Source organism: Nostoc sp. UHCC 0870 (assembly GCF_022063185.1).
Lineage (GTDB): Bacteria > Cyanobacteriota > Cyanobacteriia > Cyanobacteriales > Nostocaceae > Trichormus.
This window is the reverse complement of record NZ_CP091913.1, coordinates 4,509,030-4,534,106: the sequence shown is the minus strand read 5'-3', so window position 1 is coordinate 4,534,106 and position 25,077 is coordinate 4,509,030. Positions and strand designations below refer to the sequence as shown.

The following is a 25,077-nucleotide window of genomic DNA, read 5'->3' as shown; positions in this document are numbered from 1 at the left end:
TACTTGGTATGCCTATATGTGAAACACTACGGGGCGATGGAAAATGTTAAATGAAAAACGCAACTTATTCCGTAAAGAATCCCTAGAGCGTCTATCGTCCCCTGAAAGACTAGACCAGTTAATGCAGGTAGTTAGCCCTAAAAGCTGGCTACCGCTCGTTGCTTTAGGTTCGTTGGTGGGAGTTGCTGTTATTTGGAGTATCTATGGACGTATCCCCGTCACTGTTGAAGGTCGAGGCGTACTAATTTACCCCAGCAAAGTTGTACCTTTGCAATCAAAAAGCGCAGGACAGATACTTGCTCTCAATGTCAAAGTGGGAGATGTCGTTAAAAAAGGACAAGTTCTAGCGACAATTGACCAAGCTGAACTCCGCAAGCAACTGCAACAACAACGAGCTAAACTTACAGAATTGCAGTCACTAGACCAAGCCACCAGTTCCCTGCAAGGACAAAGGCTGGAACAAGAGAAAGGGTCTATGCAACAGCAAAGTTTTTATCTCCAGCAACGTATCCGTGAACTCCAAGCTTTGTCGCCTCTTTTGAAAAGTACAAGTAATATCTCTCTTGAACAGCAACGCCAAGGCTTGGAACAACGTCTCAAAGAAAGCCAAGCTTTAACTCCCGTTCTCAAGCAGAGAATGGAAATTCGCAAACAGCTGCATCAGCAACAAGGAGCTATTTCTGGTGATGAGGCACTACAAGCAGAACAAGAATATTTACAAAACCTAGAGAAAATCTCTGACCTGACAGCCCAATTAAAGGAACTCGATTATAAAAAGACAGAACAAGAAAAAGCTCATCGTGAAAACCTCAGCACCATTGCTAATTTACAAGCTCAATTAAAAGAACTAGACAGCAAACAAGCTTCTGTAGCTCAACAAGACTTAGAAAATGCTAATGCCCGCAAGAAAGAAATTCAAGAAGTCCAGCGAGAAATTGCCAAACTGGAATTGCAACTAGGAGACAGCAGCCAAATCATCAGTCAACACTCAGGAAGGATTCTAGAATTAACCGTGACATCAGGGCAAGTTGTTAATGCTGGAACTCGTCTTGGCACCATAGAAGGAGAGGACTCATCTAAAAAATTAGTTGGTGTCACCTATTTCTCGGTTGGGGATGGGAAGAAAATTCAACAGGGGATGACAATTCAAATTACACCCCAAATCGTCAAGCGACAACGGTTTGGCGGTATTGTCGGTACGGTTAGTAAAGTTTCACAGTTCCCCATTACAAAAGAAGCTGCTGCATCGGAGGTGGGTAATGCAGATATTGTAGAAAGTTTGGTAGCTCAAAGGCAAGAAGGTCTGATGCAAGTATTTGCTGACCTAGAATTAGATGCTACAACTCCCAGTGGTTATAAGTGGTCTTCTTCCACGGGGCCGCAAACAAAAATTTCTTCTGGAACTACGACTATTGTGCGAGTCAAGATAGAAGAACGCGCTCCCATCACTTTTGTTTTACCAATTTTGAGGGAATACAGTGGTATCTACTAATCCGACCTTAGCAACAACGATTAATCCTTGGCAGTACCTGCAAAAATTACTTTTTAATCCCAGCAGGCGGCGCGTTAAAACCCCCACTGTCTTACAAATGGAGGGGGTTGAATGTGGTGCTGCTGCTTTAGGAATAATTCTCGGTTACTACGATCGCATTGTACCTTTACCCGAACTCCGACGAGAATGTGGCGTTTCCCGTGATGGCAGTAAAGCATCCAATATGGTCAAAGCTGCCAGAAGATACGGACTCCAAGCCAAAGGCTTTAAAAAAGAACTAGAAAAACTCCAAGATTTGCGCCCTCCTTATATTGTCTTCTGGAACTTCAACCACTTCTTAGTTGTGGAGGGATTTGGCAAACAACGAGTTTATCTCAACGACCCCGCCACCGGGCCGCGTACTGTATCCTTGCAAGAATTTGACGAAGGATATACCGGAGTGGTGCTGGTGATGGAACCAAGCCCAGAGTTTGTCAAAGGTGGTCACAAACCCAACATTACGGTATCGCTGTGGTCACGATTAAGGGGAGCTTTTGGTGCTTTAGTTTACTGTTTAATTAGTGGTTTTTTCTTAGCCATTGTGGGATTACTCATACCTGTGTTTAGTCAGGTATTTGTAGACGAAATCCTCATCGAACAAAGGCTACATTGGTTGCGTCCGTTGCTGTTGGCTATGATTATTACAGCTATAGTGCAAGGATTGTTAACCCTACTGCGCTTGAAATATCTGCGTCGGCTAAAAATAAAGCTGGCTGTTGGTATGTCCAGCCGCTTCCTTTGGCATATCCTCCGCTTACCTGTAAGTTTTTACGCTCAACGCTTTGCGGGAGAAATTAGCGATCGCACCACTATCAACGACCAAGTTGCTGATGTCCTTTCGGGACGATTGGCTACTACGGTCATTGATGCAGTTATGGTGATTTTTTATGCTTTAGTCATGGTGCAATATGACTGGGTACTTACCTTATGTATAGTTATTTTTGCTGCTATAAATATCTTAGTTTTACAGTGGATTTCCCGACAGCGCGTAGATGCTAATCAACGATTGATCCAAGAGTATGGTAAAGCTGCTGGTACTTCCATTGCTGCTCTCCAAAGTATAGAAACCCTAAAAGCATCTGGTTTAGAGTCAGATTTTTTTGCGCGGTGGTCGGGTTATTACACCAAGGCGATTAATTCTCAACAGGAATTAGGTGCGACAAACCAAATATTTTCTGTATTACCCGTACTCCTGTCGGCTCTTTCTTCAGTAATGTTATTGGTTGTGGGTGGTTTACGAGTGATGGATGGACATCTCAGCATTGGAATGCTCGTAGCTTTTCAAGGTTTAATGTACAGCTTTCAATCACCCGTGAACAATCTCGTCAACTTCGGTACTACTTTGCAAGAGTTGGAAGGGAATTTACTCCGCCTAGATGATGTGCTGGATAATCCGATAGAGGAACAGGGGAGCAGAGGAGCAGGGGAGAACAAAGAAAACTTGCTGTCAGTTTATCCTTCTACATTTGTGCCTAAGTTACAAGGGTATGTTGAATTACGGAATGTGACATTTGGTTATAGTCGCTTAGAGCAACCACTGATTGAAAATTTTCACCTCGCAATTAAACCAGGACAGCGAGTGGCATTGGTAGGCGGGAGTGGTTCTGGTAAATCTACCATTGCCAAACTCATTAGCGGACTTTATCAACCTTGGACGGGGGAAATATTATTTGATGGAACATCCAGAGAGCAGATACCCCAGCAAATACTTACTAACTCCGTGGCGATGGTGGAGCAAGATATCTTGCTATTTGGCGGAACAGTTAGAGATAATTTAACTCTGTGGGATTCTACTATACAGGATAAAAGCTTAATCCGAGCTTGTGAAGATGCTGCGATCGCAGATGTTATCCTGTCAATGACTGGGGGATTGGATGCAACACTCATAGAAGGTGCTGCTAACTTAAGCGGCGGACAGCGACAGCGATTAGAAATTGCTCGTGCTTTGGTCAACAACCCTTCTATCCTGGTGATGGATGAAGCTACCAGTGCCTTAGATGCAGAAACAGAAAAAATTATTGATGAAAATCTGCGGCGACGAGGTTGCACCTGCATTATCGTGGCACACCGCTTAAGCACGATCCGAGACTGCGATGAAATCATCGTCTTAGAACATGGCAAAGTCGTGCAACGCGGTACTCATCAAAAATTGTGGCAAGTCGATGGTGCGTACTCGCGGTTAATTCGGATGGAAGGGGAAGCACTTTAAACCAATTCGCAATTCGCAATTCGCAATTCGCAATGGACTTCGTCCCGCTACGCTAACGCAATTACGTGTTGTAACGTGGATTTAGACCCCGCCACAACACTTGCGCCTGGATAGAAGCCGGGGATTTAAACCCCTACATTTTGTTAAACTTTTTTATTTTTAATTGGAGTAAGGCAACAATGCGGGGACAACTGTACCAAATTCAGGGAAATGAGCCGATATTGTTAAACGATCTTGATCGGATTTGGGTAGTTCAATCTGGCTCTGTGGCATTGTTTGCCGTCACAATTAAAGATGGTGTAATAGAAGGCACTCGCCGTTATCTATGTACGATGGGTCGAGGCGAGGCTCTTTTTGGAACTGCTGCTATATCAGGCAATCAGCAACGCCAAATTTTAGCCGTGCCAATGGGTGAGATAAAATTACTACAACTACACCCTGAGTCTTTCCGGGAATTAATAGCCAATGGAAATGTGAAAGCCATCGCTTTGGTAGAATCTTGGCTCAAGCAAGTTGGTACTGCACTTTCTTCGATTCCCACTCCAGTAATTCAAGTTAGAACTGAGGGAAGCAGCCGACTTTCCTTAATTAACGGTCAAACTTTTCAACCAGAACCAGGGGTTGTCTGCTGGGTACAGATGAAGGAAGGTACTGTCAAGTTTCTGGGTTTTGACGAACTAACTCTCTTCAGCCCAACTGCAACTTTTCCCCTCAACGATAAAATGTGGCTAGAAGCCAGAGATACAGTTCAATTTGCTACTATTACAACTTCCGAAATTGACAACTCAGATATTATTCTTACCGGGCTATCCCAGCTAAATACTCAACTGCTGCGCTGCATTGACATTTTAGAGCATCAAGAAGCCCAAGAAGAACTGATGCGGTTGGGCGATCGCCAACGTCTCAACCGTCAAGTGACAGCCGAGGCTGTAGGAGAGTTAGCATCAACCCTGAATTACCAAGATGGCGATTTTTTCCTAGAAGGTACGCCTTTATTAGTTGCGGCTGGTGCAGTCGGCAAAGCTATCGGCGTGAAAATTAGACCTCCGGCTCGTTCTGAGAACCTGAAGCGGCTGAAAGAGCCACTAGAAGCGATCGTTCGGGCTTCGCGGATGAGAATGCGGCGAGTGCTATTGCGAGACAATTGGTGGGAAAAAGATTGTAGTTCGCTTCTGGCTTACACTCAAGACAATCGACCAGTGGCACTGTTACAAGTTGCGACAAATCGCTATGAAATCTTCGATCCAGTGGAACGCACTCGCACGCGGGTGGATGAGGGCGTAGCTACAAAAGTAGCTCCCGTTGCTTATATGTTTTATCGGCCTTTGCCGGATCGAGTGCTGGGAGCTTTGAGTTTACTGCAATTTACCCTCAAAGGACGTGCCAGAGATATACTGACAATTGTATTTACTGGTATTGCCGTGACATTACTAGGGATGCTCACTCCCCAAGCCACGGCAATTATGATGGACAATGCCATACCAGATAGCGATCGCGGTTTATTGTTGCAAATCGGCTTGGGATTGCTCGTTGCTGCTTTGGGTACAGCTTTATTTCAGATAACTCAAGGATTTGCGATTCTACGAACAGAAACCTTTGGAGATGCTTCGACTCAAGCCGCTACTTGTGACAGGCTGTTAAACTTACCAATCTCATTTTTCCGTCAATACACCACAGGTGATTTACTTTCCCGCGTATCTTCGGTAAGTGCAATCCGTCGCCAATTAGGTGGCAGAATCTTGATAAATCTCTTCAGTAGTCTGTTTACACTGTTTTATTTGGGGCAGTTATTTTATTACAACTACAAATTAGCTTTAGTTGCGGTGGCGTTTGCAGTCATAGCGATCGCATTCACGACAATTTCTGGTGTAATGTTGCTGCGTAAAGTGCAACCTCTGTTGGAATTACAGGGCAAAATTTTTGGACAAACAGTGCAGCTGATTAATGGTATTTCTAAACTACATATTGCTGGCGCACAAGAACGCGCCTTTGCCGCTTGGAGTAAAAACTACAGTCAGCAAATCAAGCTGGAACTCAGTACACAACAAGTAGAAGACGCTGTGATATTTTTCAACACAGTCATACCCATAGTGACTAATGGAGCCTTATTTTGGTTTACCATCAAACTACTTGAAGAAGCACAGAATTCAGGAACTATTGGTCTATCTCTTGGTACTTTTTTAGCCTTTAACACAGCCTATGGAAACTTTATCAAAGGAACTACAGACCTGAGCAACACTGTCACCGAAGTTTTACAGGTTATTCCCCAGTGGAAACGCACCCAGCCCATTCTGGCAAGTATACCAGAAGTGAATACCAGCAAAGCCGATCCTGGCAAGTTAATTGGTAGAATCGCTGTGGATCGCGTCACCTTTCGCTATCGCCAAGATGGTTCGCTAATACTCGATAATCTCAATATTTCTGCGGAGCCAGGAGAATTTATTGCCCTTGTGGGGGGTTCTGGAAGTGGTAAATCCACTATATTCAGGTTGTTACTGGGATTTGAAACTCCAGAAGCAGGTAGTATATACTACGACGGTCAAGACTTGTCTGGCTTGGATGTAGAAGCAGTGCGCCGACAGTTAGGCGTAGTCTTGCAAAACAGTCAATTAATGTCAGGTTCCATTTTTGAGAATATCGCTGCTGGTGCGGGGATTACTCTAGAAGAAGCTTGGGAAGCAGCTAGAGCATCAGGTTTAGCTGAAGATATTATCGCTATGCCAATGCAAATGCACACTGTAGTTAGTGAAGGTGGAAGTAATCTTTCTGGAGGACAACGACAGCGACTTTTAATTGCTCGCGCGTTAGCATTGAAACCCCGCGTTTTGCTGTTTGATGAAGCTACCAGTGCTTTAGACAATAAGACACAAGCTATTGTTAGTAAAAGTTTGGATAAAATGCAAGTCACTCGTGTTGTAATTGCCCATCGACTCAGCACAATCCGCAACGCGCATCGCATCTATGTATTACAAGCAGGACAGATTGTACAACAAGGAACTTTTGACCAGCTAGCTGCACAAGAAGGACTATTTGCCCAGTTAATGGCTCGGCAAATGGCATAGCTGCACCAATTTATCAAACGCAACTTTCGGACAATCGTATTCTGATTTGCTCAAAATGGTATTAAAACCCACATTCCGCACTTCATAATGTAGTAAAGAATATTTTTAGATTAAAACTCAGACAAGTTTAGTCTTGGTACACTAGATAAAGACCTCTTTTAAGTCTTGATCGACAATAATAAAAGCGGCTACCTTTATATAATTTCTAATTTGTTCATGGTTATAGCAGCTAGTGTCATATCGTTTCTGCTCCCGCCTCTGACTTTAGGCTCATTCTTGCCGTCCCTACCCTTAGATAGCCTATTTTCCACCCAAGGCATTATGGTGATGCTACTAGCAGCCTATGCAGGTGCTATGTGGCTCTTCCTCACCAGTGCGCCCAAAGTGCATACTGTGATGGTGTCTGATTTAGAGATTGCCCGACAATTATATGAAGGGCTGCTAGATTTGCCAGCCGCAGAAGTACCATTGCACTACTACTACAATTACGAACAAACCATAGGCGCGACGGGGATAGATCCGTTATATATGTCCACCAGTCCCAGTTGGTCAGGTAAAACCATGAACAACGGTAATGATGGACTATGGTATCAATTAAAGAAAAACACCCAACTTCACGTTATTACTGGTGCGAGTTTGGGGACTAAAAATCAGCAACGTCATGTTTGTTTTGACCGTGACTGTTTAGAAATGATTTTATTGCGGGTAGAAACACGCGGGTTAAAGTTTAAGATTCGCAATCAAAAACCCCTAAATTTTCTAGTTAAAGATTATGAAGGGCGGGTTATTGAAATAGCCGAAGTAGCGAATTAGTCATTAGTCATCTTATCGCATTGCTATTCTCATCTCCCCAAAAAAAAATCGCTCTCCGCCCTGGGTGAGCAACACGCTAAAAACGCTCAAAGCGGCATCCTCCATCCCGTAGCGAGTGTTTTTGGCTATGCGTTTGTTCGGTAGCGACGACAAACGCTGCCGAAACGAACCGACGATGGTGTCGAACAAACCCCGTTCTTGCAACCACTCTAGCTCTCTTGGATCTCTCCGATGTCATTACAATACCGAGATTCCCAGGGCTTGAACAGCTTCTTGCTAAAAGTAGAATTGCTGGGGTTTTGACTCAGAACTGGTGTGCGTACAGTACCTCCATCACGTCACAGATATAGGTGATACCCGAATAATCTTTGAAAAACTGCGCTGCGACCTCATCCGCAATCTTCACGGCCATATCCCGACTGGGGGTGAGTACCTCGAACTTTACATTAGTGTAGATGTCGCCAACGGTGGGTTGTCCCGACGATCGCACGCCGCGACTGCCTTTACCTCCAGCGGCCACCACCGTATAACCGGTAGCACCGGCTTCGTCGATGATCTTGGCGACCTTTTTCAGCAGCACCTTTTCCGTGACGATGACAAGCTTACTGGCTTTCTGGGTCATGTGGGTTACCTCCTGATACGTTCTATATACGACAATTCAAAGCAAAACCATCGAGTCTTGCTTTGAACCATATCTTTAAGTTTATGCTAAAGATCGGCAAATCTACTCACCTCTATTGAGAAAAATTGACTCAGATTAGCGGAAGTATTTTATAAAAAACACTTATACTTTTGACACGATGACACCTGCTCTTCACACCATTCGGTAAAGGTTTTTATTAGCAACAATGTATAGAGAAAATCCTATGATTACAATTCACATTGAACAGAGATATATAGGTTTTTTGAAAATAAAAGTAAAACTTATGATTTGAATTTGAAATTACTTCGCAGATTCATGTAGAGCAATCGCAAATTTGTAAGAATTTTAAGATAAAGTTAAGCACATATTTGTCAACCCCTAATATCTGAATCAAGGAGGAATTACAATGTGGATTTCTTGTCCGATTTCTTGATGCGCTTCTAAATATAAACGTAAGAATATCGTTCAAGGCGAAAGCATAGATGTCTGTCTTCTGTTCGACATCAATGTCAGGTTTGAGCGACCCAGTCTCTCTCCTTGAGACACTCTCCATTCACAGGTGAATTTCTGACAGGTGTTTCCATAGCGGCGCGCAAGTAACCGCCACCGCCACACACATTCGATGATCATGGAGCGTAGACAATGAACAAGTTTGACTCAACTAAACTGCAAACCAGATTTGACAACACCAGCGAAGGCTGGCTAGTGCAGGTATATAGCGGCGATCGCCGCCTGCTCTGCGTACTCGATCCTTCTCACGCCTGGACTTTTTTGTTGGGCTGTGGGTTCGGTCTCCTACTGGCGGTGGGGTGGTTTAACCTCGCCAGTTACAGTCCATCCAAGACTTATGTGCCGTCAACAACTCCCCCCGAAATGTGGATTGATTAGCTCAGGCATTGCTATAAGAGTGGTGTCCACGCAACTCTTCCGATTTGGCCAGCCCCATACCGTCCTCTGGTGAAAACAAGCAGACGCTAGCCGGTTTGACTGGACAGGTAGGATGGAGCAGGCCAGTCCCGCGCAGATCCAGCCAGCTTAAAAATTCAAAATTCAAAATTCAAAATTCAAAAATAAAAAGCAATTCTTAATAACAACAATGTATAGAGAAAAGCCTATGATTGCAATTCACATTTACCAGAGATATATAGGTTTTTTGAAACTAAAAGGAAAACTTATGATTTGAATTTGAAATTACGTAGCAGATCCATGTAGAGCGATCGCAAATTTGTAAGAATTTTAAGATAAAGTTAATCACATATCTGCCGTACTAACATTTTTTGAATTCAAAATGCAAAATGCAAAATTAAGAAGAAGATTTATTTTGAATTAATTAATTCTGGGTACAAGCCCCCACTGAACTTTGTTCAGTGGTCTTCCCTACGGGACGCTACGCGAACAATCAGTACTAGGTTCAAGCTCCTATAATTGCAATTTTGAATTGAGAATTTTGAATTTTGAATTTGTCTTCAATCAGTAGTGGGTTCAAGCTCCTAATGATTGCAATTTTGAATTGAGAATTTTGAATTGTTTTGACCCCTAATATCTGAATCAAGGAGGAATTACAACGTGGATTTCTTGTCCGATTTCTTGACGAAATTCGGGGCTCAATTGCAGTCCCCGACACTTAGCTTTCTGATTGGTGGTATAGTCATTGCCGCCCTCGGTAGCCAACTGCAAATTCCAGATGCGATATATAAGTTCATCGTCTTCATGCTCCTCATCAAAGTCGGACTGAGCGGCGGCATTGCGATCCGCAATTCTAATCTGACGGAGATGCTGTTGCCCGGGCTGTTCGCTGTGGTAACGGGTATCCTGATCGTGTTCATCGGGCGATATACCTTGGCCAAGCTGCCGGGCATCAGAACCGTGGATGCCGTTGCGACGGCAGGCTTGTTCGGTGCGGTGAGTGGCTCTACCCTCGCTGCCGGCATAACGGTAATGGAAGCGCAAGGCATGAAATACGAACCCTGGGCTGGCGCACTCTATCCCTTCATGGACATCCCCGCGCTCGTGACTGCGATCGTCGTGGCCAGCATTTATACCAGCAAGAAGCGCGACAAGTATGACAGCCAGGAGGAATATCTCAGCAAGCAGGCAGTTATCGCAGGCGAATATCCCAACGAGCAGGAGTATCCCAGCACCAGGCAGGAGTATCTCAGCCAGCAGCGCGCTACCGCAGGCAAGCGGGTCGAGATATGGCCCATCGTGCAGGAAAGCCTCCAGGGTTCTGCTCTATCGGCACTGCTGCTCGGCCTCACTCTAGGCATAATAACCCGGCCGGAAAGTGTTTTTGAAAGCTTCTATGAGCCTCTCTTCCGCGGCCTGCTTTCAATACTAATGCTGATAATGGGTATGGAGGCTTGGTCAAGGATTGGCGAGCTACGCAAGGTAGCCCAGTGGTACGCCGTATATGCCCTGGTAGCACCGCTCCTGCATGGGTTTATTGCCTTCGGTCTCGGCATGATTGCCCACTACGCCACGGGGTTCAGCCCTGGCGGTGTCGCGCTCCTGGCCGTCATTGCCGCCTCCAGTTCAGACATCTCAGGTCCGCCCACTTTACGAGCTGGTATCCCGTCAGCCAATCCCTCCGCCTACATAGGTGCTTCCACAGCCATCGGCACGCCGGTTGCGATTGCCGTGGCAATACCGCTTTTCATCGGGCTAGCCCAGGCACTGATGGGCAGCTGATCCCAGACTGGTGGCGGCAAACCGCTATTAATGCTTTACAAAGCAATAGCGGCTTCAGTTACCAAACTAAATATCACACCAATTTTGGCAATTGGAAACCCACATCCTGTTTTTTGGCTACTAGGTTGGGGTTCTCAAACTTCTCGTCCTTTGATGTAATTACAAACTCCTTGAGTCCTAAGTCCAAACCAAGCGATCGCCTAACCCAACACTATGATCTATCTTGGGTTTCCTTACGTCAACCCAACCTACATTCTCAGCACTCAGCACTCAATTCAATAATTCCCCCACCGAGAACTTTTTCGCCGTCGTACCAGACAGCAGCTTGTCCGGGGGTGATGCTGAATTGGGGTTCGTCAAACACCAAACGCACGCGGGAGTTTTCTAAAGGTATAACTGTCACCGATTCAGGACTAGAACGGTAGCGAACTTGTACTTCCGCACGAATGGGGGAAGTTGGTTCAGCCATAGATACCCAATTAACTCGGCTAACTGTACATTCAGACTGAGTTGCTTTGGTGCGATCGCCTACTATTACTTTATTATTCACCGCGTCTAATTCAATCACATACAATGGTTCAGCCGCAGCAATGCCGATGCCTTTGCGCTGACCAATAGTGTAGTGATGGACACCATCATGTTGTCCCAAAACTTTGCCTGTGGTATCGACGATATCACCTGTTTTGGGAGCGATATATTTATCCAGAAATGCTCGCATAGAACCGTTACTTTCCACTAAGCACAAATCTTGACTTTCTGGCTTATCAGCAGTCTTTAAGCCGTGTTCAGCAGCGATGCGGCGGGTGTCAGCTTTTTGCATTTCCCCTAGAGGAAATAATGATGCTGCTAGTAAATCTTGAGACAAATCATACAGAAAGTAGGATTGGTCTTTATTACGGTCAATAGCTCTTAATAATTCGTAACGTTCCGTAGCTTCATTGTAGCTAATGCGGGCATAATGACCAGTGGCAATGCGATCGCATCCCAATTCTTCACGGGCATATTGTACCATTGGGCCGAACTTCACCGTTTTATTACACTGGGAACAAGGTAAGGGCGTAATTCCCACGCTGTAACCATTCACCAGGTAATCAACAATATGAGTTTGAAAGACATCCCGCATATCTACAACTTGATGAGGAATGCCCAACTGTTCACAAATATAAGCCGCGTCGATCATACCTTCAGAGCAACACTGGCCTTTGCCTTTCATTAGCCAAAGGGTCAAACCAATCACTTCATAGCCCTGATGGTGGAGAATAGCGGCGGCGGTGGAACTATCAACGCCACCCGAAAGACCAACGACGACTTTTTTCATATCTTTGAATTGAGCTTGGCGTATTGCCTTGCTGAATATAAAAATTTACCTTGCGATCGACAACTACAACGCCAACTTAAAAATTTTTAACTGCTCAATTCTAGCACATCTCCTTCAAAGCCTTATGAGAAAAGGACTTCGTTCGGGAACTACCACAAATAAATTATTCAGCTTCAAGATGGTATTCGTTGCCACCTAGACTTACACAAATTAAGCTAACTATTAGGAAAATTATCAATTTTGTTACTACTATGTCTAGTCAAATAACAGCCAAACATATTGGATTACCTATCATGTCTTTGTTTTTGGCACTGATTGCCAATAGCAGCCCTGTACAGGGACAAATTAGCAATGATGATAAGGTACTGCTAGCTCAATCAGTATTTAAAACTTTACCACCTCCACCAAACTACCCACAAAATCAGCCTGTAGAATTTAATCAATATCAACCAGCAGAGTCTTCATTCAGCCAAAGTTTTCAACGTTACTCAGTGTATGTTGAGAATACTAGCAACTGGACTCTGCAACAAGTACGCCGCGTTGAACCTACCGCATATATTCGACAGTACAATGGCCGTTCTGTGATTCAGTCTGGAGTATTTAATCGGCTAAATAATGCTCAACAGCGAGTTAGAGAGTTAAACGCAATTGGTATTTATGGTGCGAGTGTTGCGGGTTTTGATAGTGGGCAAGAATTACCTTATTATCCTGATAATCGGAACTCTGGTAATACCAATAATCCCACCACCAAATCCAGATATTACATTTCCATTCCTGCTAAGTCAGAAGATTTATTCACCATTGCCAATCAGATTCGACAGTTTCCGGGATTAGAGGGTTTTGTCACTGAAAGAAAACAACCTCTAGGACCACACGTAGCAGTAGGGCCTTTTAGTCAGCGCACTGATGCCCAAAGATGGAATAATTTTATTCGCGATCGCGGATTCGGCAATGCTAGAGTTTACTACAGAAAATAAAAGTATACTAACTTATCGTAAATTCAAGGGTTTAAGACCCCTACGTCTACACTTAGTATCAGTTGAGTTGGGGTTTAAATCCCCGACTCCAACTGTATTTAATTTTGAATTTTGAATTTTGAATTTTGAATTTTGAATTGTTAACTACTCCCTATTCCCTTACTGCGGTTTTGGTTGTTTGCCTTTAGGGTTAATCTTGGGACTGGGAGTCGCGGCGTTGGCTGCGGCTGGTTGACTGGCTGTTGTTAATTCTTCTTGCAACATTTTTTGATAAATCTTGGGCAAAGACTTACTAATAGAGTTTGTTTCTATGCCATAACCTAAACTTGTCCAAGTGGGAGAGAGTCGCCGCAAAACTTCGTTTAACTTACCTTGACGCAATAGTTGGGAAATATCAATTCCCCAAACCTTGGAATCATTTAACCAACGGTAAACTACTACATCTTGATATTGTGGCTCAAAACTATAATTAGACCAAAACATCATTTGTCCTGGTTTGGGGTGATAACGGGGAGCAATATGATACCAAGTGGTATTAATCATTTGATATCTGCCAGCAGCTGTAGAACAATTACCTGTGTTTGGCCCTACGGGAATAGTGACGCATATTTCAGGATGCTTACTGAGGTCAGTGATTTGCTGTCCACCATACAACAGTGAATAGGGGCGTTTGCTATTGGCTTCACTAGCTGAGATGGTTCGCATCAAAGCCCGGATGTATGGATCTCCGCCTTCCATCACCAAGGGTGGTAAATTATTGCCAAAGATGGGATCAGAAGGCGATCGCAAATCCCCAAACACGTACCATTGAAATAAGTAAACAAAGCCTAGAAGTGCGGCTATAGGGCCAATAAATTTTTCCAGACCTTTGAGTTCAAGGCTTTTCAGAGTTTTACTCCTTCCAATTTCACGTAGTTCAGTTAAGAACTTAGTCTGGTCAGATTAGGGCTTTTTTAAGCCCCCGCTTTTAGGCGTGGGGTTTCTGACTCTCTTAGCTAACAACAAAAGTTGACGCATCTATTTCGGTAAAGTTCACAAAATGAGTGATGTTAGCAGTAGCGCGGTTAGCATTGTTGAAATAATTCTTCAAAGCTTTTAGGGCTAGCTTCGGGTTTGGCGACTATCTCGACTATTTTATGGTGTGCGACTAGCTTAAATAGAGCTTCTACACAAACTTGGGCGACTTTTTGGCGAGGAATACTACCCTCAAATAATGTATCAGCACCCTGCATGACGATCGCATCGGCATTATCTTCATTTTTTAATCCACCAGGGCGAACAATTGTGTAATTTAAACCGCTTTTTTGCAGATACTCCTCTGCTTGTTTTTTCCATACTAAAATTAGCCAAAACAAGTTCAACGGATGGAAAAACTGGGAGACACACAAAGAAGTTACTAAAACAAAATGTTCAATTCCCTTGGCTTTGGCCACATCGACTAAATTTTTAGTGCCTTCAAAATCTACTTTATAGGGGCCAGTGGGATCTAAACTGGGTTTTGCGCCAGTTGCACACAGCACCACTGTACTATCTCCCAAGGCTGTAGTTAGGCTTTGTGGATTTAATACGTCACCTACTACTAACTCGGCATCAGGTGGCAAAATGGTTCTAGCTGCCTCTATATCCCTGACTAAAGCACGCACAGGAATATTACGCGCTACTAACTCTTGTACTATGCGGCGACCTGTTTCACCTGTTGCCCCTGCTACAAATGCTTTCATAAGAAACGCTATCCTGGGAAACTAGTTATGTGATTGATCCGTTTTATATTGTAGTGATTTTATGAAGTGTATGACAGATTTATAAGCTTTCGGTCAAAATGGAAGTTTAATGCTAATCCGCCCAATCAACCTGGGAATTATTAATTATAGACAAACGCCAAGCTAGAGGGGAATGCTTCATGCTTTCGACAAACGGCGAATATCAATCTCTGGAAATCACAGAAACAGTTGTCCCCGTTACTACGAACCTCACAGACACTGAAGAGACGGGTACAGAAAAAGCTATAGGGACTCTAACCAAGTTTTATGGTCGTTATAGCGACTGTATGGAAATGTCCGCCCCATCACAGACAGTTACTGAGTATCTAAATTCTCATGCTGATTGGTTTTCGCGGTGTGCTGAACCAATGAAGGTACAGCCTTTGGGGGAAAACGGCTATGCCTTAATTATTGGTCGTTTTGGCTCTTTTGGTTATGAAGTTGAGCCAAAAATTGGTTTAGAACTTTTACCTCAAGAAGAGGGAGTTTATCGCATTCGCACAATTCCTGTTCCTGATTATCAACCCCCTGGCTATGATGTAGACTACCGAGCATCATTACAGTTAAAAGAAGATTTGGGTGCAATCACGCGAGTGGAATGGGAATTAGATTTAGTGGTTTGTTTGCATTTTCCGCGATTTATCCAGCGTTTGCCCAAGTCTTTAGTTCAGTCTACAGGCGATCGCTTGCTTAACCAAATCGTCCGCCAAGTCTCCCGCCGCCTCACTCGCAAAGTCCAAGAAGATTTTCATCAATCTGTTGGGATTCCTTTCCCAAATAATTGCAAGAAACGGCGATAAATCAGTTAACAGTCAACAGTCAACAGTCAACAGTCAACAGTCAATTATTGACCAATGACTATTGACTAATGACTATTGACTAGGCTTTAGAAAGAATTCTTTGGACGATTTCTACACCTGTGATAGCCTGCCAGGTAAACAGTCCTAAAATTACGAAATTTAATAAAATGTGAGTTACCCTCGCCCAGTTTGCTCCTTTTTGCATAAAGGGAGATAGGGCAGCAGAAAATGCTATTAAACCTGTCATACCTAATCCTGCTAATAGGTGCGGGCCTACAAACAATTTACCGTTATTAATAAAGGTGACAGCCATACCACCAATTGCACCAGCTACCATTACAGCTAAAATTAACGAGCCAATTTGGTAGTGTTTGACGTTATATTTACCTTTAATTAGTTCTTTTTTGGCTTCACCTTGTGCGTTGCGTGTACGCTGTACTTGCAGACCTAGGTAAGCAGCATACAGTGAGAGTGCTAGTAACACCCACATAATCAACGGGTGAAAGAAATTCAGCCAATATTTAACTGAGTCAGATAGTTCCAGATTCATTGTGTTCTCGCCCAATTCTTAAATCTTAATAAAAATTAGCACAATTCTACGTACCGTGGGCAATGGGAGACAAGAGGGACAAGGTAGACAAGGTAGGCAATACCCAATATCTTGCCAAAGTACCTAAAGCATCTCAGACTAAATTCTGAGACTCAATAAATAACATTTCCCAGTCGGAATGGATTCATGATTGAAAACTATGATGCTTTGCTGCTGAAGGCTGCTAAAAGTGGTGATTTGAAGCAGCTGGACGGGCTATTGGCTGCTGGCACAATGGTGAATGTGTGCGATCGCGATGGCACTACAGCGTTAATGTTTGCTGCTAATCTAGGCTATACCGAAATTGTGCGATCGCTCTTGGATGCGGGAGCAAATATCAATTTAGCTAGAAAACGCTACGGCTTGACGGCTTTGATGTTAGCTGCTAGTGCTAATCAGCTAGATATTGTACGGCTTCTAGTTTCTAGGGGGGCTGATATTAATGCCACCAATGAAGATGGTAGTACGGCTTTGATGGCAGCTGCACTCAAGGGTCACACTAATGTAGTCCAAGCATTGCTGGCGGGTGGGGCTGATGTGAATTGCCAAGACAATGACGAAGATACGGCTTTAAAATTGGCAATTAAGCATGGACACGGGGAAGTAGTGCGACTGCTTTTAGAAAGTGGTGTTGATGCTAACACCCAAGATGAGGACGGCGAAACCCTGCTGATGATTGCATCTGACTTGGGAAGTGTGGATGTAGTCCAAGCATTGCTGGCGGGTGGGGCTGATGTGAATTTACAAAACCAAGATGGTGGTACGGCACTATTGGCAGCTGCGGCGGCTGGACAGGTGGCGACCGCAGTTATATTACTAGATCAAGGTACTCAAGTTAATCATCAAGATAAAGACGGCGAAACAGCCTTACATCTCGCTGTTGTGGAAGGCTATCTTGATTTAGTACAAGTTTTACTTCATCGGGGTGCAAATCCTCAAATCAAAAATCATCTCGGTGACACACCCTTGCTAATAGCCGCATTGCAGGGGCATAGTCAGATAGTGGAAGCACTGCTGCGTTACGGTGCAAATTTGCATGGTGATAAAATTGGTGAAACACCTTTAACCTTGGCAGTAGCCCAAGGACAGACAGATACAGTCAAGGTATTTTTAGATTATGGTGCTGATGTCAATATTCCAGCGAAGGACAGCAAAACGGCTTTAATCAAGGCAGCAGAACGTAACTATCCTGGCATAGTTCAGGTATTGTTAGCCAAGGGTGCAAATATTAATTATCAAGATTCCGCAGGGGCTACAGCCTTGATGTGGGCTGCGGCTGGGGGCTATGGTAAAGTTGTGCAAGTATTACTGGCATCTGGGGCAGATATGAATTTAAAAAACCGTGGTGGTTATACGGCTTTGATGCTGGCAGAATTTAATGGTTATAGGAATATCGTGCAAATTTTCCAGCAGGCTGGGGCGGAGGAATAATTCGTAATTCGTAATTCGTAATTATAGCGTTTCCTAATTACATGAGGCATATCATAGCCCCCTCCTTGCTTGCGGGGAGGGGGTTGGGGGTGGGGTTCTTGTACCTCACTAAAACGAGAACCGCCATATGTTACTTTGTTCTAGAAAACAATACATCTTTTCTGATGGTCTAAATTTTTGGCAAGAACTTAGCAATAAAAGTCAAAAATTTCTGTTGTTTTTTAGACAAATTTTATCTAGAATTTTTTTATCATAAAACTTGTTTGAGACAACTTGACAACTAGTAAAAAACACGGTATTAAATTAAATACTAAGGAGGTAAAGGAAATCTGGTTCAGAAATGAAAAACTAAAATTAAAAAAATCAGTCGTAGCCTTTTATAAAGTAATTACGGCGAAAATGTGAAGAAATTGAAACACCGAAGTAGACTAAGTAAAACCTTGTTGCTTCAGGGATGCCAAAGAAGCAAAATTAGAAAAGTATATTTACTTTCTAGTTTTTACCTTGTCCTCACCCCGGCGTTTCCTACTGTGCTAGATATGCTCAATATATAGTTTTTCATTTCTGATAACAGTATTCTAACTATCAGTTTTTAGGTATTTTAATAAACGCTAAAAAGCACAACTTACTAACTTATAATGAAATACCGAAAGACTAAAAGTTTCAAATTCTACTTGATAGTAATTTAGTTACGAATGTGCAAATAATTCCTGAGCAACAGCCTGTACAACAAAATTTGTGGATAGGATTTGGCTGTCAATCAGGTATTTCTTCTGAGTTATTATTGGTAGCAATTGAGCAAGTTTTTCAAAATTATAACCTGCCACAAACAGCGATCGCCGGTCTTGCTACTATCGATATAAAAGCATCAGAACCGGGCTTAATCGAGTTTTGTCGCAGCTATGATTTGCCTTTAAAAACCTTTCCTGCCGAGAGTTTGTCTAGTGTTGTTGTTCCTCATCCTACCGTAGCGATCGCTAAAATAGTCGGAACGCCTAGCGTAGCTGAAGCCTCTGCTATTTTGGCGGCTTCCCAGCTTAATTTTGCAGTCAAGCTTTTAGTTCCTAAACAAATTTTCCGTTTACCAGCACAACCAGGCGCAGTAACAATCGCTGTAGCTCAACCCAGATTTAAGTAAGTAGGTATGCACAAATAAATCCAACTATGTACTCCAATCAATTGCAAACTGCTATGTGTAAACTTTCAATAAACATAAACAACAAATATTATAATCAATCATAAGTTTGCGTAACTACAGCATTTAAAACTGTTACTATCACTGTATTTATAATTTTTTATTGCTAGAATATACCAATATTAAATGCTGTCTAACTAAATAATCAATTTGGTAAATAAGCGATCCTTGAACTAACCATATCAATCCAAATATTAATATGATTTGCTGTTCAAATGAGGTGTATGTCTCAGGAGGTTTTGCATAATTAATATGAAATACAGGTAAAATGATAGTGCAGAACAAACCAGCCACCAGCGTAGATAAGATAATTACAAGCCAACCATATAGTCCTTCCCACCAACTCATCAATTTTGGTATTAACCCTTTTACAATACCTATTTCTGGTGCTTGAATTTCTGAAATAAATCGGTTGAAAATTAAATGTAAATAATGATGAGTAAAAGCAATAATAGCAATAGGAGAAAGAAGAGTTATTATTCCGAATATAACTAACAATTCTGGACTACTTATAAAATTAGAAACCCCATACCCTACTTTTAGTAAAAACTTGGCTATAAATATAATCACTCGTAGAAATATCATCAAAATCAATGATTTTAACCAGCAGCTAGGATAAGGTAGCCATGCAGGCCAACGAGACTTTTTCAATTTTTGCTTGGCATTGTTGAAAATGTTTGGTTTATTCATATCAGTGAAGGGAAATTAAAGAAAATAATGTTCTATCTTTAATATTCCCTTTTTACAGGCATAAGCATCACTTCTGTGATAGAAGATGCTGGCGTCACTATAGGGCAATACGGTTCATATCAGTCACAGATTATCATGTAGAGACGCGATTTATCGTGTCTGACAAGACCAATTATCTACACAAATAACTTTTCATTGAACCATATTGTATGGTAGGACTGGGAAATAGGAAGTACAAAGGTAAAAGACAAATATTTCTGTTTTTTGATTTTTGACTTTTTCCTACCTACTGATTAATGACTCATAAATTTTTACACATGACTATTCCATAGTTCTAAGAATATAGTTAATGACGCTAGAAACCACAGATAATACAATTGACCCCAAAAAAGCGGCTAAAGGGTTTTCAATTTCAAAATAAGACTTAGGGGTGAGGAGACTTGCTAGCCAAAGCATTAAGCCATTCAGCACAAATGTAAATAGCCCAAAGGTCAGTAGAGTAATGGGAAAGGTCAAAATACTTAAAATTGGTCTAACAAAAGCATTGACTAACCCAATTACTGCCACAGCAACCAAAGCAGCGACAAAACTATTCACCACAAACCCAGGTACAATATTGGCAGTAATCAGCAAAGCCACCGCAGTACCTAACCACGTCAATAGAAAATTTTTCATATTTTGTTGAAAGAAATCGGCCTTACGAAGAAATATACAAAAATTGTTAATTGGTAATTGCTGATTTATTTTTCCCATGAGCAATTACCAATTACCAAGCATTACAGAGATATGCTAATTCTTTTAGCAGACATGATATTAACGCCGTTGAGGCGATTGTCGCAATAGAGCCTCCCAAGTAGCACTACCAACTACACCATCAGGCTTTATTCCATAACGTTTTTGTGCTGCTTTCACAGCATTTTCCGTCATTACACCAAAATAGCTATCTACACCACCTTTGAGAAAACCTAGCTGATTCAACCTTGTTTGTAACTTGGTAACTTCTGGATTACTCATCCCCACCCGCAAAATCGGCCATCCTTCTGAGGTGTACTGTACACCAGAAATGCGATTAGCTGGTGGAGTGGGGTTAGGACGAGTTGTTGAGGATGGTCTAGTTGTTGTGGTATTTTGCCTGGAAGTATTGCTAGGTCTAGAAACAGGTTTAGTATTGACAACCTGATTATTCACTGGTTTGGTGTTTGTCCGGTTGGGGACAGGTTTAGTATTCACAACCTGATTATTAACAGGCCGGGGAGGAGTGGGTCTTAGTTCAGGTCTAGTATTAGTAGTTGTAGCAGCTTGAGTAGGAACAGGAAAAGCCGTTATGGTATTGGCTGTTGAGTTAGGTATTGATGCCACAAATGGTTGATTTGGGAAAAGTCTCTGCCAGGTAGGCGTATCAACAATACCATCTGGACTCAAACCCACTGTTTGTTTAAACCGAGAAACAGCATTGGCGGTAGGTTCATTATAAGTTCCATCAACTGCACCAGAATAAAAGCCCAAAAGCTTCAGAGCCGCCTGAAGTTCCGAGACGCGTTCGCCTTGACTACCAACCTTGAGAGTAGGACGGTTTATCCCAACTTGTTGGGCAATTGCTTGGGGTGCTGTAACTGTTACTATAGCCGATGAGCCAAGGAACACAGACGTACAGGAAAACATCAGTAGCCAATAAAACTTACTTTTGCTGAAGCAGCGAAATGTCTTTAGTGAGTCTAAGTAGCTTACAATACTTGCTGTCAGGCTGCCTTTCATGGAAATCACTCCCAGAACTTCTGTTGCTAATATTACACCGTTTAGTAGTGCTGAGTAGTTAGTGCTGAGTCATGAGTAATGAGTAATGAGTGCTGTTAGCAGTAGCGCGGCGTTTAGCCGGTGCTGTTAGCGGAGCGGGGCGTGAGCAGCGTGCAGTAACTGCACTTATTCGCCTCTAAGCTGGTTTTTCAAAGGGCTGAATTTTTTCAATAGCAGGTTGTAACCTGTGCAGATTCAGCATACACTCAAAACTCATTACTCAGCACTCAGCACTCAGCACTCAGCACTCAGCACTCATTACTCATTACTCAAAATAGCGCGGTTAATTGCTTCTTCTTGACCTACCAAAGATAAATAAGGTTTCTGGAGGTAGCGACGCGCGGCGATTAAAGCATCTTGGATGGTGACAGCAGTTGTCATTTCTTGGAATTGTCTATCAAAGTCAATTCCTAAACCCAAAATTTCATACCAACCGTATAGTTGAGCAATTTGTCCGTTAGTTTGTTTACCCAAGGCATACTGCCCTAAAATTTTGTTCTTCGCCGCTTGCAGACTGGTTTGGGTTAATTCTGTGGTACACAGTAACTCTACTTCTGTACGCAATCCTTCTAGGGCTATGGTGGTATTTTCTGGGGCTGTACCCATATAAACTAAAAATGACGCTGGATATAGCTTAGTAGGATAAAATGCCGAAACTTCGTAGGCTAGACCCCGTTTTTCTCGTAATTCGACAAATAAACGGCTAGATAGACCATTCCCCAAATAAGTAGATAGTAATTTTAAAGGGGCATAATCAGCAGAATTTACTGCTGCACCCAAATAACCGAGCATGACAATAGATTGCTGGGTGTGTATAGGCTTAAGCTGGGATTGTGGTTCTACTAAAATTTCTGGTAGATTAATTTCTGGTAGGGCTTGGTCTGGATTTTGCCAATCACCAAATACTTCTTCTACTAAGGCTACAGCCTCATTTAAAGTGACTCGCCCAGCAATGCTAATTACTATATTGTCTGGACGAAAATATGTTTGGTGATAGTCTACCAAGTCCTCTTGGGTGATGTTACTGACAGTATTTTCATCCCCCATCACCGATAGTGAATAGGGATGATTTTGGTAAATTACCCGCCGTATTTGCTCTATTGCTAGGGTAAAGGGCTGTTCTTTTTGGGAACGAATGCTATTGATGGTTAAACGCCGTTCTAGTTCTACTTGGGTGGTGGGGAAAGTAGGCGATCGCACAATCCGCCCTGCAAGTGATAATATCTGAGGAAAATCCCCCGTCACTGTCTTTAACGACATTAAAAAATAATCAGTCGATGTATCTGCACTCAAACTAGCTCCCACAGATTCGACTTCTTCGGCAATTTCCATACTAGAAAGTCCATCACATCCTTTAGTGATGACTGTTGCTAGTAGATGCGCTAAACCTGCTTTTTCGCGTTGTTCACAGCAACTACCAGCACGAATAAAAATTCGCCCCGCAATAATATTCGCAGCTGGATTTTCTGCTACCAGTACGACAATACCATTGTTTAATACAGTGCGATGGATAAGGGAGTTGTTAGATACAGCAGGATTCACAGTTTGAGTCATTAGTTATTAGTCATTGGGAATTGGGCATACAAAAGTCAAACGTCAAAAGATTCGTTTCTTTTTTACTTCTTTGTCTTCCTTAGACCTCTTGCATAAATGCTGAATTTGTCATGTTGAGCGAAGCGAAACATCTCAAAAATTATACATTTCATTCAGAATGACACATCTCATTTTCTGACTTTGGTAAGATATATCTTGTCCCCAGTCAACCGTCATCAGTCATCAGTTAACAAGGTTTAATAATAGTTACTGCATAATTTTGCGGTGAAAGATACTGTTTAGCTAATTTTTGCAGTTCTTGAGGAGCAAATGATTGAATTTGCTGAGGATAGGTGACAGATAATTCTGCTTGGGCAATGGTATTGTAGTAGCCATACATCCCACTCAACTGATTTGGTGTTTCGGTAGAAAAGGCATACTCATTACATAACAGCCTACGGGTGCGAGCTAATTGATTTTCATTAATACCTTGGCTGAAGATATCATCCAAATGGCTGAGAATTAAATTCTCTACTATTTCTAGGTGTTCTGGCTCTAACCAAGCCGTAATTGTAAATAAGCTCGCTTCTCGTTGCAGAGAAAAATTACTGCAAATTCCCTGCACTAGTTGCTGTTCTTCTCGTAAATCACGTACTAAGCGGGAAGTCCGTCCTTCTGCCAACAATACTGATAATAAATCTAAACCATAAGCCGCACGCAGTTCTTCTACGCCTGGTACTAGCCACCCCATTAACAGCCGTGCTTGTTCTAGGTGTGGTAAAGACAATTCTTGGCGGCGAACTCCACTAATAACTGGCTTAGTTAATGGTTTAATTGGTGGACATTCTCCACGTTCACCAAAATTACCAAATGATTTGTGAACCAAATCCCATGCTAGCTGTTGGTTAATACCTCCCGCCATTACTACTGTCATATTTTCTGGTTGGTAGTGAGTGCGGTGAAAACAGCGCATTGCTTCTGGTGAATGCTGCATTAGTTCTTGCGCATTACCCAAAATTGCGCGTCCGTAAGGATGCTCTTGGTAGACGCTTTGCAGTAGAGATTGGAAGCCTACACTGTCTGGGTCATCATAAGAAGCACGGATTTCTTCTAATACTACATCCCGTTCACGGACAAACTCATCCTCTGGAATTGCAGCGTTGAGTAGTAGTTCTCCTAAATGAGGCAGAGTGTCTTCTATATAAGTAGCAGCCGTAGTTAGGGAATAATTAGCATAATCGTAGCTTGTGGCCGCATTACTGACACCACCTGTATTCTCGATATTATGGTCGAACATTCCCGGCTGTAGGGTGGCTGTACCTTTAAAAATCATGTGTTCTAAAAAATGCGCCATACCAAACCACGGTTCTGGCTCATGTATACTTCCAGCCCTTACCCAAACATCAGCCACAACTACGGGAGTAGTGGGAATTTCTTGATGAATCAACGTTAAACCATTATCTAGCCGGAAAACCGACGCTGGAAAGACAGGATTTGTTAGTTGCGGTTGTAACAATTTTTCTATTTTTAACTAAAATTTAAGTTATTTTTTAGTTATCTTAACTCTGTTTTGTACCTGATTCAGAATCATCTGATACAACTAGTAGTGCATCAAGTTTAAATTGATGGATAAGCAAGTTTGTAGTGAGGACTTTAGTCCTGATTTTTCTAAGGACTAAAGTCCTTACTACAAACCCTTCTTTAGCTGTTATTCGTGTACGCAGTTCAAGACGACTACATACAAAATATTAAAGCTCCCAGTTTTAATAAAATTGGGAGCTTAAAATTTTGAGTTCACCGCAACGCCGTTTTACCTAAGTTTATGACCTGGTTAAACCAGGGGGGAACAGATTTTACTCGTTTAAAGTTTCCGGGTACACGCCCGGTTTACTGCCACGAGAAGCATTTAGCTCCCTTTTTCTTAAAGACATAGATCAAAAAACTTGATGGCAGTCACCAACGTCGCAGTGCAACTCACTCATTATAGCTTTTCAAAACCAATTGTGTACAAGTTGGTCAATAGTCAACAGTTCTGCTAGCCCTT

20 protein-coding genes and 1 other RNA gene are annotated in these 25,077 nt (G+C 42.5%); 10 read left to right on the top strand and 11 right to left on the bottom strand.

The annotated features are described in order from the left end of the window. Positions 1-43: 43 nt before the first annotated feature. From L6494_RS19105 to L6494_RS19090, 4 genes are all read left to right on the top strand, one after another. Positions 44-1,492 (top strand): NHLP bacteriocin system secretion protein, encoded by a 1,449-nt coding sequence (locus L6494_RS19105; protein ID WP_237989289.1) that lies wholly within the window; start codon positions 44-46, stop codon positions 1,490-1,492. Further along, positions 1,479-3,740: an NHLP family bacteriocin export ABC transporter peptidase/permease/ATPase subunit gene (locus L6494_RS19100; protein ID WP_237989288.1), complete on the top strand. Its 2,262-nt coding sequence runs from the start codon at positions 1,479-1,481 to the stop codon at positions 3,738-3,740. The genes L6494_RS19105 and L6494_RS19100 overlap by 14 nt, the downstream gene beginning before the upstream one ends. Before the next feature lie 179 nt (positions 3,741-3,919). Beyond that, a complete protein-coding gene (locus L6494_RS19095; RefSeq protein WP_237989286.1) occupies positions 3,920-6,802 on the top strand; it encodes an NHLP bacteriocin export ABC transporter permease/ATPase subunit in 2,883 nt (960 codons plus the stop codon). 216 nt (positions 6,803-7,018) lie between these two features. After that, complete coding sequence (locus tag L6494_RS19090; RefSeq protein WP_237989285.1) at positions 7,019-7,615, top strand: glyoxalase-like domain protein; 597 nt, start codon at positions 7,019-7,021, stop codon at positions 7,613-7,615. Positions 7,616-7,919: 304 nt separating this feature from the next. On the opposite strand, the gene L6494_RS19085 is transcribed toward L6494_RS19090, so the two are convergent. Then, on the bottom strand, positions 7,920-8,237 hold the full coding sequence (locus L6494_RS19085; protein WP_237989284.1) for a P-II family nitrogen regulator: 318 nt from the start codon (positions 8,235-8,237) through the stop codon (positions 7,920-7,922). A gap of 663 nt (positions 8,238-8,900) precedes the next feature. Here L6494_RS19085 and L6494_RS19080 point away from each other — a divergent pair. Together L6494_RS19080 and L6494_RS19075 are read left to right on the top strand one after the other, a co-directional pair. Beyond that, positions 8,901-9,146, top strand: coding sequence for a hypothetical protein (locus L6494_RS19080; RefSeq protein ID WP_237989283.1), 246 nt, complete (start codon positions 8,901-8,903; stop codon positions 9,144-9,146). Positions 9,147-9,824: 678 nt separating this feature from the next. Beyond that, a complete protein-coding gene (locus L6494_RS19075) occupies positions 9,825-10,946 on the top strand; it encodes a sodium-dependent bicarbonate transport family permease (RefSeq protein ID WP_237989282.1) in 1,122 nt (373 codons plus the stop codon). A gap of 256 nt (positions 10,947-11,202) precedes the next feature. Here L6494_RS19075 and mnmA read toward each other — a convergent pair whose 3' ends face one another. Further along, entirely contained in the window at positions 11,203-12,264 is a 1,062-nt protein-coding gene (mnmA, locus tag L6494_RS19070) for a tRNA 2-thiouridine(34) synthase MnmA (protein WP_237989280.1), read from the bottom strand. A gap of 251 nt (positions 12,265-12,515) precedes the next feature. Between mnmA and L6494_RS19065 the strand changes: the two genes are divergently transcribed. Continuing rightward, on the top strand, positions 12,516-13,241 hold the full coding sequence (locus L6494_RS19065) for a hypothetical protein (protein WP_237989278.1): 726 nt from the start codon (positions 12,516-12,518) through the stop codon (positions 13,239-13,241). A 159-nt stretch (positions 13,242-13,400) separates the two neighbouring features. Here L6494_RS19065 and L6494_RS19060 read toward each other — a convergent pair whose 3' ends face one another. Together L6494_RS19060 and L6494_RS19055 are read right to left on the bottom strand one after the other, a co-directional pair. Then, positions 13,401-14,093 carry a glycoside hydrolase family 24 protein gene (locus L6494_RS19060; protein ID WP_237996144.1) on the bottom strand — a complete coding sequence of 231 codons (693 nt, stop codon included), beginning with the start codon at positions 14,091-14,093 and terminating at the stop codon, positions 13,401-13,403. A gap of 212 nt (positions 14,094-14,305) precedes the next feature. After that, positions 14,306-14,962, bottom strand: coding sequence for an NAD(P)H-binding protein (locus L6494_RS19055; protein WP_237989277.1), 657 nt, complete (start codon positions 14,960-14,962; stop codon positions 14,306-14,308). Positions 14,963-15,141: 179 nt separating this feature from the next. On the opposite strand from L6494_RS19055, the gene L6494_RS19050 reads away from it, so the two are divergent. Then, entirely contained in the window at positions 15,142-15,801 is a 660-nt protein-coding gene (locus tag L6494_RS19050) for a DUF1997 domain-containing protein (RefSeq protein ID WP_237989276.1), read from the top strand. A gap of 79 nt (positions 15,802-15,880) precedes the next feature. On the opposite strand, the gene L6494_RS19045 is transcribed toward L6494_RS19050, so the two are convergent. Then, on the bottom strand, positions 15,881-16,351 hold the full coding sequence (locus L6494_RS19045; protein WP_190702796.1) for a DUF4079 domain-containing protein: 471 nt from the start codon (positions 16,349-16,351) through the stop codon (positions 15,881-15,883). Between the two features lie 186 nt (positions 16,352-16,537). On the opposite strand from L6494_RS19045, the gene L6494_RS19040 reads away from it, so the two are divergent. Both L6494_RS19040 and L6494_RS19035 read left to right on the top strand, forming a co-directional pair. Then, positions 16,538-17,821 carry an ankyrin repeat domain-containing protein gene (locus L6494_RS19040; RefSeq protein WP_237989275.1) on the top strand — a complete coding sequence of 428 codons (1,284 nt, stop codon included), beginning with the start codon at positions 16,538-16,540 and terminating at the stop codon, positions 17,819-17,821. 697 nt (positions 17,822-18,518) lie between these two features. Then, positions 18,519-18,959, top strand: a complete 441-nt coding sequence (locus L6494_RS19035) for a cobalamin biosynthesis protein (RefSeq protein WP_237989274.1) — start codon at positions 18,519-18,521, stop codon at positions 18,957-18,959. A gap of 147 nt (positions 18,960-19,106) precedes the next feature. Here L6494_RS19035 and L6494_RS19030 read toward each other — a convergent pair whose 3' ends face one another. The 6 genes from L6494_RS19030 to ssrS form a co-directional block, all read right to left on the bottom strand. Continuing rightward, positions 19,107-19,706 (bottom strand): hypothetical protein, encoded by a 600-nt coding sequence (locus tag L6494_RS19030; RefSeq protein ID WP_237989273.1) that lies wholly within the window; start codon positions 19,704-19,706, stop codon positions 19,107-19,109. Positions 19,707-20,027: 321 nt separating this feature from the next. Continuing rightward, on the bottom strand, positions 20,028-20,381 hold the full coding sequence (locus L6494_RS19025) for a phage holin family protein (RefSeq protein WP_237989272.1): 354 nt from the start codon (positions 20,379-20,381) through the stop codon (positions 20,028-20,030). A gap of 138 nt (positions 20,382-20,519) precedes the next feature. Beyond that, complete coding sequence (locus tag L6494_RS19020; protein WP_237989271.1) at positions 20,520-21,461, bottom strand: peptidoglycan-binding domain-containing protein; 942 nt, start codon at positions 21,459-21,461, stop codon at positions 20,520-20,522. Positions 21,462-21,758: 297 nt separating this feature from the next. Then, positions 21,759-23,054: a M16 family metallopeptidase gene (locus L6494_RS19015; protein ID WP_237989270.1), complete on the bottom strand. Its 1,296-nt coding sequence runs from the start codon at positions 23,052-23,054 to the stop codon at positions 21,759-21,761. Between the two features lie 226 nt (positions 23,055-23,280). Further along, positions 23,281-24,549 (bottom strand): M16 family metallopeptidase, encoded by a 1,269-nt coding sequence (locus tag L6494_RS19010; protein WP_237989269.1) that lies wholly within the window; start codon positions 24,547-24,549, stop codon positions 23,281-23,283. Between the two features lie 274 nt (positions 24,550-24,823). Next, positions 24,824-25,007, bottom strand: a non-coding RNA gene (gene ssrS / locus L6494_RS19005) — 6S RNA. Positions 25,008-25,077 lie beyond the last annotated feature (70 nt).

Excerpts from the sequence above, each read along its gene's own strand:
- L6494_RS19105 (WP_237989289.1), top strand. The coding sequence starts at position 44 with ATGTTAAATGAAAAACGCAACTTATTCCGTAAAGAATCCCTAGAGCGT.
- L6494_RS19095 (WP_237989286.1), top strand. The coding sequence starts at position 3,920 with ATGCGGGGACAACTGTACCAAATTCAGGGAAATGAGCCGATATTGTTA.
- L6494_RS19090 (WP_237989285.1), top strand. The coding sequence starts at position 7,019 with ATGGTTATAGCAGCTAGTGTCATATCGTTTCTGCTCCCGCCTCTGACT.
- L6494_RS19085 (WP_237989284.1), bottom strand. The coding sequence starts at position 8,237 with ATGACCCAGAAAGCCAGTAAGCTTGTCATCGTCACGGAAAAGGTGCTG.
- L6494_RS19080 (WP_237989283.1), top strand. The coding sequence starts at position 8,901 with ATGAACAAGTTTGACTCAACTAAACTGCAAACCAGATTTGACAACACC.
- mnmA (WP_237989280.1), bottom strand. The coding sequence starts at position 12,264 with ATGAAAAAAGTCGTCGTTGGTCTTTCGGGTGGCGTTGATAGTTCCACC.
- L6494_RS19065 (WP_237989278.1), top strand. The coding sequence starts at position 12,516 with ATGTCTAGTCAAATAACAGCCAAACATATTGGATTACCTATCATGTCT.
- L6494_RS19055 (WP_237989277.1), bottom strand. The coding sequence starts at position 14,962 with ATGAAAGCATTTGTAGCAGGGGCAACAGGTGAAACAGGTCGCCGCATA.
- L6494_RS19050 (WP_237989276.1), top strand. The coding sequence starts at position 15,142 with ATGCTTTCGACAAACGGCGAATATCAATCTCTGGAAATCACAGAAACA.
- L6494_RS19045 (WP_190702796.1), bottom strand. The coding sequence starts at position 16,351 with ATGAATCTGGAACTATCTGACTCAGTTAAATATTGGCTGAATTTCTTT.
- L6494_RS19040 (WP_237989275.1), top strand. The coding sequence starts at position 16,538 with ATGATTGAAAACTATGATGCTTTGCTGCTGAAGGCTGCTAAAAGTGGT.
- L6494_RS19030 (WP_237989273.1), bottom strand. The coding sequence starts at position 19,706 with ATGAATAAACCAAACATTTTCAACAATGCCAAGCAAAAATTGAAAAAG.
- L6494_RS19025 (WP_237989272.1), bottom strand. The coding sequence starts at position 20,381 with ATGAAAAATTTTCTATTGACGTGGTTAGGTACTGCGGTGGCTTTGCTG.
- L6494_RS19020 (WP_237989271.1), bottom strand. The coding sequence starts at position 21,461 with ATGAAAGGCAGCCTGACAGCAAGTATTGTAAGCTACTTAGACTCACTA.
- L6494_RS19015 (WP_237989270.1), bottom strand. The coding sequence starts at position 23,054 with ATGACTCAAACTGTGAATCCTGCTGTATCTAACAACTCCCTTATCCAT.